Genomic DNA, 13,207 nt, shown 5'->3' with positions numbered 1-13,207 from the left:
AGTCGCCTTCTCTGGCTTGGTGTTGAGATAGCTTTCCTAGCTGCCGGCGATCAAGCGTGACGAGGCATCAAAATGACTTGAGATTTGCTCCGGCTTCGTCAATCGCAGAACACTACGGCAGGAGATTGCCTCCAAGCACGTCAGCTAGTATCGAGTTCCCCATAAGCAGGTAGTTGAGATAACGCAAATACCTAACAGGCTCTGCTAACTTACAACCCAGCATTTGGGTGGCCAACAGATCATGCAAAGGGAATAAAGACTCAACATCGCGAACGGGCAGAGACAGCCGCCGGAGCCGGGAGACTTCAAGTCTGATTGATATCAGTACCTGAGTTCTCTTTGGAGGATATTCTGGAGGCGAGGACGGGAGTCGAACCCGTCTAGACGGCTTTGCAGGCCGCTGCATAACCGCTTTGCTACCTCGCCCGAGGAGACTTGACGATGCTGGCATGGCGGGTTATCGAACCACATCAGCACGGGAAGCAGGACTTCCCTGAATTCTGGAGCGGGAGAAGAGTCTCGAACTCTCGACCTCAACCTTGGCAAGGTTGCGCTCTACCAACTGAGCTACTCCCGCTTAGGAGTTGTTTACTGCACCGGACGACATCACTGGAGCGGGAGAAGAGTCTCGAACTCTCGACCTCAACCTTGGCAAGGTTGCGCTCTACCAACTGAGCTACTCCCGCTTAGGAGTTCATCACGATTACTACGGTAAGCCTTTTGGAGCGGGAGAAGAGTCTCGAACTCTCGACCTCAACCTTGGCAAGGTTGCGCTCTACCAACTGAGCTACTCCCGCATTGGAGTCTTACTTACTGCCTGGTACTGCCTGTCGCTGCCCCAGCTTGAACTGGAGCGGGAGAAGAGTCTCGAACTCTCGACCTCAACCTTGGCAAGGTTGCGCTCTACCAACTGAGCTACTCCCGCGTCGCTGGAAACTGCGATTATAACTTATTGCATTCTACGCTAGCAAACTTTGGAGCGGGAGAAGAGTCTCGAACTCTCGACCTCAACCTTGGCAAGGTTGCGCTCTACCAACTGAGCTACTCCCGCTTCGTTTCGTTTGCTGCAATGTCTCGCAACAGGCAGGCATTATAGAGATGCTGAGCTATGTGTCAAGGATGGCTCAGTAGAAATCTTATGCGGCGCCCGATTTTTCCTTGATCAGCGGCCAGGCGCGGCGCAGATAGTAGAACATCGACCAGACCGTCAGTACGCCCGCGATCCACAGCAGGATCTCGCCGGCCAGGTGGGTGTCGTAGCTGACGAACAGCGGATCGTGGAACAGCAGCAGCGGGATCGCGACCATCTGGGCTGCGGTCTTGATCTTGCCGAGCGAGCTGACGGCTACCGACTTGCGGGCGCCGATCTCCGCCATCCATTCTCGCAGCGCCGAAATGGTGATCTCGCGGCCGATGATGATGAAGGCGATGATGGCGTTGACCCGGCCCAGCTCCACCAGCACCAGCAGCGCGCCGGCCACCATCAGCTTGTCCGCGACCGGGTCGAGGAAGGCGCCGAAGGCCGAGGTCTGGTTCCAGCGCCGGGCCAGGTAGCCGTCGAACCAGTCGGTGATGGCGGCGACGATGAAGACAAGGGTGGCGGCCAGGTTGCGCTCGGCGACGGGCAGCCAGTGCGTGGGCAGGAAGTAGACGCCGACGACCAGCGGGATGAGTGCGACGCGTAACCAGGTCAGGAGAATCGGGATGTTGAAAGGCATAAAACGCATTCTGTGGGATGGCGCCGCTAGTCTACATGGCTCTTGCCTTTTGAACCAGTTCAACTCGTCCGTATGGACGGGCGGCGTCCTCCCCGATCAGTGCAACTGCCTGTAAATCTCTTCCGCCAGAGTACTCGAGATCCCCTCTACCGACATCAGATCCTCGACGCTGGCGTCGATCACGCCGCGCAGGCCGCCGAAGCGCGCCAGCAGCTTCTGGCGGCGCTTGGCGCCGATGCCTTCGATTTCCTCCAGGCGCGAGGCCTGGCGGGCCTTGGCGCGCTTGGCGCGCATGCCGGTGATGGCGAAGCGGTGGGCTTCGTCGCGGATCATCGCGACCAGCATCAGCGCCGCCGATTCCTTGCCCAGCTCCTGGGGATCGCGGCCGTCGGCGAAGATCAGGGTCTCGAGGCCGACGCGGCGGCCCTCCCCTTTCGCCACGCCGACGATGCTGCCGACGTCCAGGCCGAGTTCGGAGAAGACCTGGCGCGCCATCTCGACCTGGCCCTTGCCGCCGTCGATCAGGGCGATGTCCGGCATCACGCCGTCGCCGCCCGCGACCTTCTCGTAGCGCCGCATCAGCACCTGGCGCATGGCGGCGTAATCGTCGCCGGGCGTGATGTCGTTGATGTTGTAGCGCCGGTATTCGCCGTTCTGCATCTGGTGATGGTGGAAGACCACGCAGGATGCCTGGGTCGCCTCGCCGGCCGTGTGGCTGATGTCGAAGCACTCGATGCGCAGGGTATCCAGTTCCTCGGCGTCGAGTCCCAGCACCTCGGCCAGCGCGCGCGTGCGGGCCTGCTGCGAGCCTTGTTCGGACAGCAGGCGCGCCAGCGAGATCTCGGCGTTCTTCTGCGCGAGCTCCAGCCACTGGCGGCGCTGCCCCTGGGGCTGGAACACCAGGTTGATGCGGTGGCCGCACTGCTCGGTCAGCGCATTGATCAGCTCCGGCATGTCGAAGAAGGTGTTGAGGATGAAGGTGCCGGGGATGAACTTGTCGCCGTAGTGCTGGGCCAGGAAGGCGGCCAGCACCTCGATCTCGATCGAACTCTCTTCCAGCGCTTCGCCGACCTGGGTCGGGAAGTAGGCGCGGTCGCCGAGGTGGCGGCCGCCGCGCACCATCGCCAGGTTGACGCAGGCGCGGCCGCCCTGCACCACCACCGCGATGATGTCGACGTCGGCGTCGCCGGTGGTCTCCATGCTCTGGGCGTGCAGCACCTTCGACAGTGCCTGGATCTGGTTGCGCACCGATGCCGCCTGCTCGAACTTCAGGTCCTCGGCAAAGGCCAGCATCTTCGCGTTCAGGTCTTCCAGCACCTCGGTCTGGCGTCCGCGCAGGAACTTGGCGGCATTGTCGACGTCGCGACGGTAATCCTCGGGCGCGATCAAATCGACGCAGGGGCCGCTGCAGCGGCCGATCTGGTGCAGCAGGCAGGGCCGCGTGCGGTTGTGGAAGACGCTGTCCTCGCAGGTGCGCAGCTTGAACACCTTCTGCAGCAGCTGCATCGATTCCTTGACCGCCCAGGCGCTCGGGAAGGGCCCGAAGTACTGGTTCTTCTTGTCCAGCGCGCCGCGGTAATACGCCATGCGCGGGGCGTCGCCGCCGCTGATCTTCAGGTAGGGGTAGGACTTGTCGTCCCTGAACAGGATGTTGTAGCGCGGCTTGAGGGTCTTGATCAGGTTGTTTTCCAGGATCAGGGCCTCGGCCTCGCTGTGCGTGACGGTGGTCTCCAGGCGTGCGATCTGCGAGACCATCATCGCGATGCGCGGGCTCGACAAATTCTTCTGGAAGTAGCTCGACACGCGGTTCTTCAGGTTGCGCGCCTTGCCGACGTAGAGGACCTTGTCCTCGGCGTCGAAGTAGCGGTACACGCCCGGCAGGCCGGGTAGCCTGGCGACCGTCGCCAGCACCTGTTCGCGGGTCTCGGCCGTGGGACGGGCGCCGCCCTGCGCATCCTTGCTGATGGTGGCGTTGAGTTCTTCCTTCATCGCCTGCCAGGCGTCCGGACGGGCGCGCGGCGATCCTTCCGGCTGGCCTTCGGCCCTGGCGCGATTCTTCGCGGCGCGGGCGCGCTTTGTCGGCTCTGCGGGCTCGGCCGGCAGGACCGGCATGGCGGCGCCGCCCGCGGCCACGTAAGCGGCCGGGGCCTCATGGATTTCATGAGGAACTGCCGGAGCGGCCGGCAGATCCGGCTGCTCATTTGAGCGAACTTCCTTGGTCACTTGAGTCCTACTTGTTTGAGTCTGGCTCCGGCGCCTGGGTCACGATCACGAAGGCGACACCGTAGTCGGCTTCGTCGCTGATCGTCACCTGCGCCGTGAGGCGGTGTTCCCGCATGAATTCCTCGAGCGCCCCGCTGCAGACGATGACCGGCTTGCCGCTGGGCGCATTGAGCATCTGGGCCGAGCGCCAGGTCATGGGCATGCGCATGCCCAGCCCGATCGCCTTCGAGAACGCCTCCTTGGCCGAAAAGCGCGTGGCCAGGAAGCGCAGCCCGCGCGTTTCGTTCTTCGCGCGGCGGGCCTGGTATTTCAGCATTTCCTGCGGTCCGAGGATCTTCGCGGCGAAGCGGTCGCCGTTGCGCGCGAGGGCAGCCTCGATGCGCGAGATCTGGACGATGTCGGTACCGATCCCGTAGATCATGGGCGCGCCTCCGCTCAGGTCTCCGTCGACGGATTGCCGAGGGCGACGCCGAGGCGCGCATCGACCATGATCGCCTTCATCTCGCGCACCGCGTGCTCCCAGCCGACGAAGACGGCGTGGGCGACGATCGCGTGGCCGATGTTCAGCTCGTGGATCTCGGGGATGGCGGCGATCGGCTGCACGTTCGTGTAGTGCAGGCCGTGACCGGCGTTCACGCGCAGGCCGTGCATCACGCCGGCGCGCACGCCCAGCTTGATGCGGGCCAGTTCGCGCGCGATCTCTTCTTCGTCCTCGGCCTCGGCATAGCGCCCGGTGTGCAGCTCGATCACCGGTGCGCCGACTGCCGCCGCGGCCGCGATCTGCTGTTCGTCGGCGTCGATGAACAGCGAGACGCGGATGCCCTCGCCGGCCAGCTGCTTCACGGCGCTTTCCACTTCCTTGTAGTAGCGGATCACGTCCAGGCCGCCCTCGGTGGTGACTTCCTCGCGCCGTTCCGGCACCAGGCAGACGTCCTGGGGACGGACCTGGCAGGCGAAGTCGATCATCTCCCGGGTGACGGCCGCTTCGAGGTTCATGCGGGTCAGCAGCTGCGGGCGGATCGCCAGCACGTCGGCATCCTTGATGTGGCGGCGGTCCTCGCGCAGGTGCAGCGTGATCAGGTCGGCGCCGGCCTGTTCGGCCAGCAGGGCCGCGCGCAGCGGATCCGGATAGACGGTGCCACGCGCGTTGCGGACGGTGGCGACGTGGTCGATGTTCACGCCGAGGTCGATGACCTGGCCTTTCGGTTGCAGGAAGCTCATGTTTTTCTTAAAGCTGCATCAAGTCGATTAATATCTGGCGCGTGTTGAGAGGTGCGCCACCCAGGTGGTAGGCCAGCAGGAAGCGCATCAGCTGCTTGCTTTGCGCCTGCGTCTGCGGATCGCCGTAGTGTTCGTTTTCCATGTCGATCAGGGTCTTGCCGGTCACGACGGGCCAGGTATCGCCCATCCGCGCCACCCGCGGGCCGCGCTCGGGATCGACCACGTAGAGCTCACCCGCTTCGACCCGTGCGCGGGTGCCGGTGTCGCGGGTCAGGTCGGCGGCGACCCCGGTCTCCTTAAGTAAGGCCCTTTCGAACTTTCGCAAGACGATCTGCGCAGGTTCATTGTGCGCCAATTCGTTGAGCGTCGCCACGTAATGGTCGAACAGCTTCGGATGCGGATCGTCGCGCGCCAGCAGCTTCACCAGCAGCTCGTTCAGGTAAAAGCCGCACAGCAGCGCGGTCTTTTCGATCGGCAGCATGCCGCCGACCCAGTCGGCGTCGATCAGGGTGCGCAGCTCGGACTTGCCGGAAAAGGAGATCGACAGCGGCTGGAAGGTCTGCAGCACGCCGCGCAACTTGGACAGCGGCCGCTTGGCGCCCTTCGCGACCACGCCGATGCGCCCATGGTCGCGCGTGAACATGTCGACGATGAGGCTGGTTTCCTTGTAGGGATAGCTGTGCAGCACGAAGGCGGGCTGGCCGGCAACCCGGTGGCCGAGCACGCGGCTGTCGCGGGCCGGGGTGCGCCGTCGTTCGGGCTTCGGCACCGGGGCCGGGGCCGGTATGGGCGCAGCTGCGGGTTCGGGCGCCGGCACGGGATTCGGCAAGGGCGCGACGGGCGTCACGGCGTAGGGCGCCGCGGCTTCCTGCGCCTGCTCGGGGCTGTCCTTGCTCGGGTCGTCCTGGCCGGCCATGCGGTGGGAGGAGGCTTTACTCGTAGCCGTAGGCGCGCAGGCCGGCTTCGTTGTCGGCCCAGCCGGATTTCACCTTGACCCAGATTTCCAGGTAGACCGGGCCGCCGAACAGTTTTTCCATGTCCAGGCGCGACTGGGTCGAGATTTCCTTCAGGCGCGCACCCTTGTTACCGATGATCATGGACTTGTGCGTGTCGCGCTCGACCAGGATGGCGGCGAAGATGCGGCGCAGATTGCCTTCCTGCTCGAATTGCTCGATCAGCACGGTGCTGGTATAGGGCAGTTCGTCGCCCAGCAGGCGGAACACCTTTTCGCGGACGATCTCGGCTGCCAGGAATTTCTCGCTGCGATCGGTGATGTCGTCCGGGCCGAATACCGGCGGGTTCTGCGGCAGGTGGCGCTTGATCTCTTTTTCCAGCGCGTCGACCTGGAAGCGGAGTTTGGCCGAGACCGGCACCACGGCCGTGAAGTCGTGCAGGCCGGCCACTTTGGCGGCGAACGGCATCAGCTCGGCCTTGTCCTTCATGCGGTCGGACTTGTTGATCACCAGGATCACCGGCACGTTCTTCGGCAGCAGGTCGACCACCTGCTGGTCGGCCGGACCGAAGGTGCCGGCTTCGACCAGGAACAGGATCACGTCGGACGCGGTAAGCGTGTTCGAGACGGTCTTGTTGAGGGTCTTGTTCAGCGCGTTCGCGTGGCGGGTCTGGAAGCCCGGGGTGTCGACGTAGATGAACTGGGCGTCGTCGCGGGTCTGCACGCCGGTGATGCGGTGGCGGGTGGTCTGGGCCTTGCGCGAAGTGATCGAGACTTTCGCGCCGATCAGCACGTTCATCAGGGTCGACTTGCCGACGTTGGGGCGGCCGACGATGGCGATGTAGCCGCAACGGAAGTCCGCTGGAATGTCTCCCTGCGCGCTGCCGTCCTGATGGTTGTCGCCTGGGGTGGTCTCGATGTTCATGCCGCTGTTTTCCTGGTTGATGCGTTCAATGCTGGGGCTGGTCCTGGGCGGCTGCCTGCTCGGCGCTCTGGTCCGTGGCAATGCCGGCCAGCTTCAGCTGGGCCGAACGCGGGCGGCTCTTGCGGGCGCCGCCGGGATTCTTCTGTGCCGCCTGTTCGGCGACCTCGAGCGCAAGGCGCGCCGCCGCCTGCTCGCCGGCACGGCGGCTGCCGCCGCGGCCGAACACCTGGATGCCGAGCTTGGGCACCAGGCATTCGATCTCGAATTCCTGGCTGTGGGCGGCGCCATGGGTCGCCACCACGTTATAGGTCGGCAGCGAAATCTTTTTACTCTGCAGGAATTCCTGCAGCAGGGTCTTGGCATCCTTGCCGAGGGTACGCGGGTCGACCGAGTCCAGCAGCGGGATGTAGAAGGCGCGGATCACGTCGCGCGCACTGTCGAAGCCGCTGTCCAGGAAGATCGCGCCCAGCAGGGCTTCCAGGGTGTCGGCCAGGATCGAGGGGCGGCGGAAACCGCCGGACTTCAGTTCGCCCTCGCCCAGGCGCAGGAATTGCGACAGTTCGATCTTCTGGGCGATCTCGTACAGCGATTGCTGCTTGACCAGGTTGGCGCGCAGGCGCGACAGGTCGCCTTCGGGCAGATCCTTGAAACGCTCGTACAGGACCGAGGCGACCACGCAGTTGAGGATGGAATCTCCGAGAAACTCGAGGCGTTCGTTATGCAGGCTGCTGTGGCTACGGTGGGTCAGCGCCTGCTGGAGCAGGCTGGGGTCCCGGAAGCTGTAACCGAGGCGAGTTTGCAATAACTGAAGATTCATTGTCGTTTCATTATGCTAGGTCCGGGCAATCCATCCGGTGGCGGACCGGACCGATGCCCGCGCCCTGCCCGGCTTTTACTTGGCGGTGGTTTCCGCCTTGGCTGCCACCTCGCCGCTCGGGTCGGTGGTGCCGGCAAAGTCGATCAGCAGACTGACGTTGCCGGCCAGAGGAATCCGTTTCTCGTAGGCGAAGCTGACTTCCGCCTGGCCGTTGTCGCGGGTGATCACCAGGTCACGGCTGGAGATCGCCGTGATGCTGTTGATTTCCGCATTCCGTTCGAATGCCTGCTGCATCTCGCGGCTGCCGTTGCCGGCCGCCTTGGCCTGCACGATGGCGTTCTTGATCGAACGGTATTCGGCCCAGGCCGGGAATACCTTCATCGCCACCAGCGCGATGGCGCCCAGCACCACCAGCACCACGATCAGGCCGGACAGCGATACGCCGGCCTCCCTACCCATTCCAGCTTGTCGCATCTGCGCTCCCGCTTGTCAGTGGATACCGCCGATGCGCTTCGGGTTACTGAAGTTCATCCAAACAAACACAGCCTTGCCGACGATGTTCTTGTCCGGCACGAAGCCCCAGTAACGGCTGTCTGCGCTGTTGTCGCGGTTATCGCCCATCATGAAATAATTGCCCTCTGGCACGATACACGTAAATTTATCGTAGGAATAGGTGCAATTTTCGTGATGCGGGAAGTCCGGATCGACCGCAGCCAGGTTGATCGTGCGCTGCCCTTCCATGTTCAGGATGCGGTGCGGCGCGTTCGACAGCTTCTCCAGGAGTTGCTTGTGGTACACGGGGCGCTCGTCGTCGAGGTAGTCGTCCATGGGTTCGTACTGGACGGGAACACCGTTCACGGTCAGGCGCTTGTTCTCGTAGGTGATTTTATCACCCGGCACGCCGATGACGCGCTTGATGTAGTCCTGGCTCATGTCTTTCGGGTACTTGAACACCATGACGTCGCCGCGCTGCGGGTTGCCGACGTCGATGATCTTCTTGTTGACCACCGGCAGGCGGATGCCGTAGTCGAACTTGTTCACCAGGATCAGGTCGCCCACCAGCAGGGTCGGCACCATCGACGAGGACGGGATCTTGAAGGGCTCGAACAGGAAGGAGCGCAGGAAGAAGACCAGGGCGATGACCGGGAAGAAACTGCCCGAGTACTCGACCCAGGTCGGCTGGCGCAGGATGGATGCTTCCAGCGCCGCGCGGTTGCCGCTGTCGACCTTGATGCCGTCGGCGGTCAGCTTGGCGCGGTGGGCGTCGTACTCGGCCAGGGCGGCGTCGGCTTTCGCCCGGCGCTGCTTGGACAGCACGAAGATGTCGAGGAACCAGATGACGCCCGTGACCACCATGGCCACGAACAGGATCAGTGCAAAATTTCCGAGGATCGGTTGCAGATTCATCGTTTGTTATTCTTTCGTGCTTATTTGTCTTCGACCTGGAGGATGGCCAGGAAGGCTTCCTGCGGAATTTCCACCGAGCCGACCTGCTTCATGCGCTTCTTGCCCGCCTTCTGCTTCTCGAGCAGCTTCTTCTTGCGGCTGATGTCGCCGCCGTAGCACTTGGCCAGCACGTTCTTGCGCAAGGCCTTGACGTTCTCGCGCGAGATGATGGTCGCGCCGATCGCCGCCTGGATCGCCACGTCGAACATCTGGCGCGGGATCAGTTCGCGCATCTTGGCAGCCACCTGGCGGCCGCGGTAAGGCGCGTTGGCACGGTGCACGATGATGGCCAGCGCGTCGACCTTCTCGCTGTTGATCAGCATGTCGACCTTGACCACGTCGGCGGCGCGGTATTCCTTGAACTCGTAGTCCATCGAGGCGTAGCCGCGCGAGGTCGACTTCAGGCGATCGAAGAAGTCCAGCACGATCTCGGCCATCGGGATTTCATAGTGCAGCTTGACCTGGCGGCCGTGGTAGGCCATGTCCATCTGGACGCCGCGCTTGCCGTTACACAGGGTCATCACCGCACCGACGTATTCCTGCGGCATGTAGAGGTTGACGTCAACGATCGGCTCGCGCACTTCGTTGATCTTCGACGGCTCCGGCATCTTCGACGGATTGTCGACGCGGATGACCGAACCGTCGCGCATCTCGACCTCGTACACCACGGTCGGCGCCGTCGTGATCAGGTCCATGTCGAATTCGCGCTCCAGGCGCTCCTGCACGATTTCCATGTGCAGCAGGCCCAGGAAGCCGCAGCGGAAGCCGAAGCCCAGCGCCTGCGACACTTCCGGTTCGTACATCAGGGCGGCGTCGTTCAGCTTCAGCTTTTCCAGCGAGTCGCGCAGCGCGTCGTACTGGTTGGCTTCGACCGGGAACAGGCCGGCGAACACCTGCGGCTGGACTTCCTTGAAGCCCGGCAGCGGGCTCGGGGCCGGCTTGGCCGCGTGTGTCACGGTGTCGCCCACCTTGGCGGCGGTCAGTTCCTTGATGCCGGCAATGACGAAGCCCACCTGGCCGGCCGACAGTTCCGGCAGCGAGACCGAGCGCGGCGTGAACACGCCGATGTTCTCGACCAGGTTCACCGATTCGGTTGCCATCAGCAGGATCTTTTCCTTCGGACGCAGGGTGCCGTTGACCACCCGCACCAGCATCACGACGCCGACGTACGGGTCGTACCAGGAGTCGACGATCAGGGCTTGCAGCGGCGCGTCCGGATCGCCTTCCGGCGGCGGCACTTTCGCAATCAGGGTTTCCAGCACGTCTTCCACGCCCAGGCCGGTCTTGGCCGAGCAGGTGGTGGCGTCGGACGCGTCGATACCGATCACGTCCTCGATTTCCTTCTTGGCATTGTCCGGATCGGCGTGCGGCAGGTCGATCTTGTTCAGGATCGGCACGACTTCCACGCCCAGGTCGAGCGCGGTGTAGCAGTTGGCCACGGTCTGGGCTTCCACGCCCTGGCTCGCGTCGACCACCAGCAGCGCGCCTTCGCAGGCCGACAGCGAGCGCGAGACTTCATACGAGAAGTCGACGTGGCCCGGGGTGTCGATCAGGTTCAGGTTATAGGTCTGGCCATCGCGCGCCTTGTACTGCAGCGCCGCGGTCTGGGCCTTGATGGTGATGCCGCGCTCGCGCTCCAGGTCCATCGAGTCGAGAACCTGTGCGTCCATCTCACGTTCCGACAGGCCGCCGCACAGCTGGATGATGCGGTCCGCCAGCGTCGATTTGCCGTGATCGATGTGGGCGATGATGGAAAAGTTACGTATGTTTTTCATTAACAAACTCAAGACCAAAAAGAGCGGCACGCAATCGTGCGCGGCAATACGAAAAAAGCGCTTCGTCGGGGTTTCTTTGCCGTCCCCGGGCGAGCGCTTTCATCAAGCGGAGAATCCAAGCCGTGCATTTTACCGGATTTCAGGTCAGAAAGCCCGGTTTCTGGGGGGATGGCTCCCATTTCCGGGGCGACGCCACCCCATATGGGGACGTCAGGCGGCCTGCACCAGCCCCAGGTGGCGCCGCAGGGCGGCTTCGTCGAGGAAGTAATGGCAGATCTCGGGGCCGGCGGGATCGCCGCCGAACAGCACCGGCACCAGCTCGTCGAAGCGCTCGACCAGGGCCGGATCGGCATCGACGTCGATCACGTCCACGCTGCAGGCCAGGCCCTCGCGCGCCATGAAGGCGCGCAGGGCGTTCAGCAGGTCTTCGCACAGGTGACAGTAACTGCGCGAGTAGAGGGTGAAGCGGAAGGTCTCTGCCATGTTTCCTTACTGCCGCGGCTTGATCACGACGTAGCTGGTGGCGTTGTCGCGCCGTACCAGCAGGGCGACGGGCTTCTTCGGGTCCAGCTTGGCCACCAGGCCGTTGAACTGGGCCGCGGTGCTGACCTCGGCATTATTGATCTGCAGGATCAGGTCGCCCGGCTGGATGCCGGCGGTGGCGGCGCGGCCGTCGGCAAAGTCGACCAGCACGCCCGACTCGAGCTTGAGCTCGCGCTTCTGGGCCGCGCTCAGGTCGGACACCTGCAGCCCCAGCGCATTGGTCGACTGGTCCGGCGCTTTCTTTTTCGGCTGGACCTTGGCGCTGGCCGCCTGCTCGTCCTGGAGCTCGACGATGGTGACCGGCAGCTCGATCTGGCTGCCGCGGCGCCAGACGGTGACGGTGGCGCGGCTGCCGACCGCGCTGCCGCCGACCTGACGCGGCAGGTCCGAACTCTTCTCGATGTCCTTGCCGTTGAATTTCAGGATGATGTCGCCAACCTTGATGCCGCCCTTCTCGGCCGGACCGCCCGGCTCGACCATGGCGACCTCGGCGCCGCGCGCGCGGCCCAGGCCCAGCGATTCGGCGACGTCGCGCGTGACCTCGCTGATCTGCACGCCCAGGCGTCCGCGCGTGACCTTGCCGGTTTTCTTGATCTGGTCCGCGACCCGCATCACCTCGTCGATCGGCACCGCGAAGGAGATGCCGTTATAGGCGCCGGACAGGGTCGCGATCTGCGAGTTGATGCCGATGACCTCGCCGCGCATATTGATCAGCGGCCCGCCCGAGTTGCCGGGATTGACGGCGACGTCGCTCTGGATCAGCGGCAGGTACTCGCCGGTATCGCGGGCCTTTGCCGAGATGATGCCGGCGGTGACGGTATTCTCCAGGTTGAAGGGCGAACCGATCGCGATCACCCATTCGCCGACCCGGATCCGGTTCGAGTCGCCGATCCGCAGCGACGGCAGGTTGCGCGCATCGACCTTCAGCAGGGCGACGTCGCTGCGCTTGTCGGCGCCCAGCACCTTGGCCTTGAACTCGCGGCGGTCGGTCAGGGTGACCGTGACCTCGTCCGCACCCTCGACCACGTGGGCATTCGTCATCACATAGCCGTCGTCCGAGACGATGAAGCCGGAGCCGACGCCGCGCTGGACCTCCTCTTCCTGGGGCTGCTGCGGGCTGCTGCGTCCGCCACGTCCGCGCGGCGGGATCTGGCCGCCGAAGAAGCGGCGCAGGAATTCCTGCATCTCCTCGTCCGGTCCGCCCTGGCCGAGGCGCACGCGCTCGGTAGTGCGGATATTGACCACCGCCGGGCCGACCTTGTCGACCAGGTCGCTGAAATCGGGCAGGCCGGTGACGGGAGGGGTGACGACGGGCGCTGCGGCGGCAGCGGCGGCCTGGACGGCCGGAGAGAACATCAGACTCGCGCCCACAAACATGAGGGCCGACAGGATCGTGCTTCCAGTTTTGCTTGTCATGGGATGGATGGGTGTTCAGGCTTGAATTGATGTAATGGTAAGCCAAAATACCAATGCTGTCGCCACGGTACGGGCTCATGGGCCCGAGCGCCGCCCGGGCCGTAGCCGGCGCTGCGGGACCGGGCGCGGCGGCGGGATTCAGCGCGGGGCGGCGACCGCGGTGCCGCCGGC

At 64.0% G+C, this 13,207-nt stretch carries 12 protein-coding genes and 6 tRNA genes; all 18 read right to left on the bottom strand.

Features of this window, described 5'->3' with window-relative positions; all coding sequences use genetic code 11:
• Nucleotides 1–352: 352 nt before the first annotated feature.
• Nucleotides 353–426: transfer RNA gene (locus AB4Z32_RS09235), tRNA-Cys, on the bottom strand.
• A 75-nt stretch (nucleotides 427–501) separates the two neighbouring features.
• Nucleotides 502–577: transfer RNA gene (locus tag AB4Z32_RS09230), tRNA-Gly, on the bottom strand.
• A 33-nt stretch (nucleotides 578–610) separates the two neighbouring features.
• Nucleotides 611–686 (bottom strand) — tRNA-Gly (locus AB4Z32_RS09225).
• 35 nt (nucleotides 687–721) lie between these two features.
• Nucleotides 722–797, bottom strand: a tRNA-Gly gene (locus tag AB4Z32_RS09220).
• A gap of 52 nt (nucleotides 798–849) precedes the next feature.
• Nucleotides 850–925, bottom strand: a tRNA-Gly gene (locus tag AB4Z32_RS09215).
• 50 nt (nucleotides 926–975) lie between these two features.
• Nucleotides 976–1,051: transfer RNA gene (locus AB4Z32_RS09210), tRNA-Gly, on the bottom strand.
• An 85-nt stretch (nucleotides 1,052–1,136) separates the two neighbouring features.
• The gene (gene pgsA / locus AB4Z32_RS09205) at nucleotides 1,137–1,718 is read right to left on the bottom strand and encodes a CDP-diacylglycerol--glycerol-3-phosphate 3-phosphatidyltransferase (protein WP_442121550.1); all 582 of its coding nucleotides are present in this window, start codon (nucleotides 1,716–1,718) and stop codon (nucleotides 1,137–1,139) included.
• 96 nt (nucleotides 1,719–1,814) lie between these two features.
• Nucleotides 1,815–3,707 carry an excinuclease ABC subunit UvrC gene (gene uvrC, locus AB4Z32_RS09200; protein ID WP_442121735.1) on the bottom strand — a complete coding sequence of 631 codons (1,893 nt, stop codon included), beginning with the start codon at nucleotides 3,705–3,707 and terminating at the stop codon, nucleotides 1,815–1,817.
• Between the two features lie 241 nt (nucleotides 3,708–3,948).
• Entirely contained in the window at nucleotides 3,949–4,362 is a 414-nt protein-coding gene (gene acpS, locus AB4Z32_RS09195; protein ID WP_442121549.1) for a holo-ACP synthase, read from the bottom strand.
• 14 nt (nucleotides 4,363–4,376) lie between these two features.
• Nucleotides 4,377–5,162, bottom strand: coding sequence for a pyridoxine 5'-phosphate synthase (gene pdxJ / locus AB4Z32_RS09190; protein WP_442121548.1), 786 nt, complete (start codon nucleotides 5,160–5,162; stop codon nucleotides 4,377–4,379).
• A gap of 7 nt (nucleotides 5,163–5,169) precedes the next feature.
• Nucleotides 5,170–6,078 (bottom strand): DNA repair protein RecO, encoded by a 909-nt coding sequence (gene recO, locus AB4Z32_RS09185; RefSeq protein ID WP_442121547.1) that lies wholly within the window; start codon nucleotides 6,076–6,078, stop codon nucleotides 5,170–5,172.
• A 16-nt stretch (nucleotides 6,079–6,094) separates the two neighbouring features.
• Nucleotides 6,095–7,039 (bottom strand): GTPase Era, encoded by a 945-nt coding sequence (era, locus tag AB4Z32_RS09180; protein ID WP_442121546.1) that lies wholly within the window; start codon nucleotides 7,037–7,039, stop codon nucleotides 6,095–6,097.
• A gap of 25 nt (nucleotides 7,040–7,064) precedes the next feature.
• On the bottom strand, nucleotides 7,065–7,856 hold the full coding sequence (gene rnc, locus AB4Z32_RS09175) for a ribonuclease III (RefSeq protein ID WP_442121545.1): 792 nt from the start codon (nucleotides 7,854–7,856) through the stop codon (nucleotides 7,065–7,067).
• A gap of 75 nt (nucleotides 7,857–7,931) precedes the next feature.
• Nucleotides 7,932–8,330: a DUF4845 domain-containing protein gene (locus AB4Z32_RS09170; protein WP_442121544.1), complete on the bottom strand. Its 399-nt coding sequence runs from the start codon at nucleotides 8,328–8,330 to the stop codon at nucleotides 7,932–7,934.
• Between the two features lie 15 nt (nucleotides 8,331–8,345).
• On the bottom strand, nucleotides 8,346–9,263 hold the full coding sequence (gene lepB / locus AB4Z32_RS09165) for a signal peptidase I (protein ID WP_442121543.1): 918 nt from the start codon (nucleotides 9,261–9,263) through the stop codon (nucleotides 8,346–8,348).
• Between the two features lie 20 nt (nucleotides 9,264–9,283).
• On the bottom strand, nucleotides 9,284–11,077 hold the full coding sequence (gene lepA / locus AB4Z32_RS09160; RefSeq protein ID WP_442121542.1) for a translation elongation factor 4: 1,794 nt from the start codon (nucleotides 11,075–11,077) through the stop codon (nucleotides 9,284–9,286).
• A 210-nt stretch (nucleotides 11,078–11,287) separates the two neighbouring features.
• Nucleotides 11,288–11,560 (bottom strand): glutaredoxin family protein, encoded by a 273-nt coding sequence (locus AB4Z32_RS09155; RefSeq protein WP_442121541.1) that lies wholly within the window; start codon nucleotides 11,558–11,560, stop codon nucleotides 11,288–11,290.
• A gap of 6 nt (nucleotides 11,561–11,566) precedes the next feature.
• The gene (locus AB4Z32_RS09150) at nucleotides 11,567–13,036 is read right to left on the bottom strand and encodes a DegQ family serine endoprotease (RefSeq protein ID WP_442121540.1); all 1,470 of its coding nucleotides are present in this window, start codon (nucleotides 13,034–13,036) and stop codon (nucleotides 11,567–11,569) included.
• Nucleotides 13,037–13,207: the final 171 nt, after the last annotated feature.

It is taken from the genome of Massilia sp. 2TAF26 (assembly GCF_052115005.1).
In the GTDB taxonomy this organism is placed as follows: Bacteria; Pseudomonadota; Gammaproteobacteria; order Burkholderiales; family Burkholderiaceae_D; genus Telluria.
This window is presented reverse-complemented; position numbering and strand designations above follow the sequence as displayed.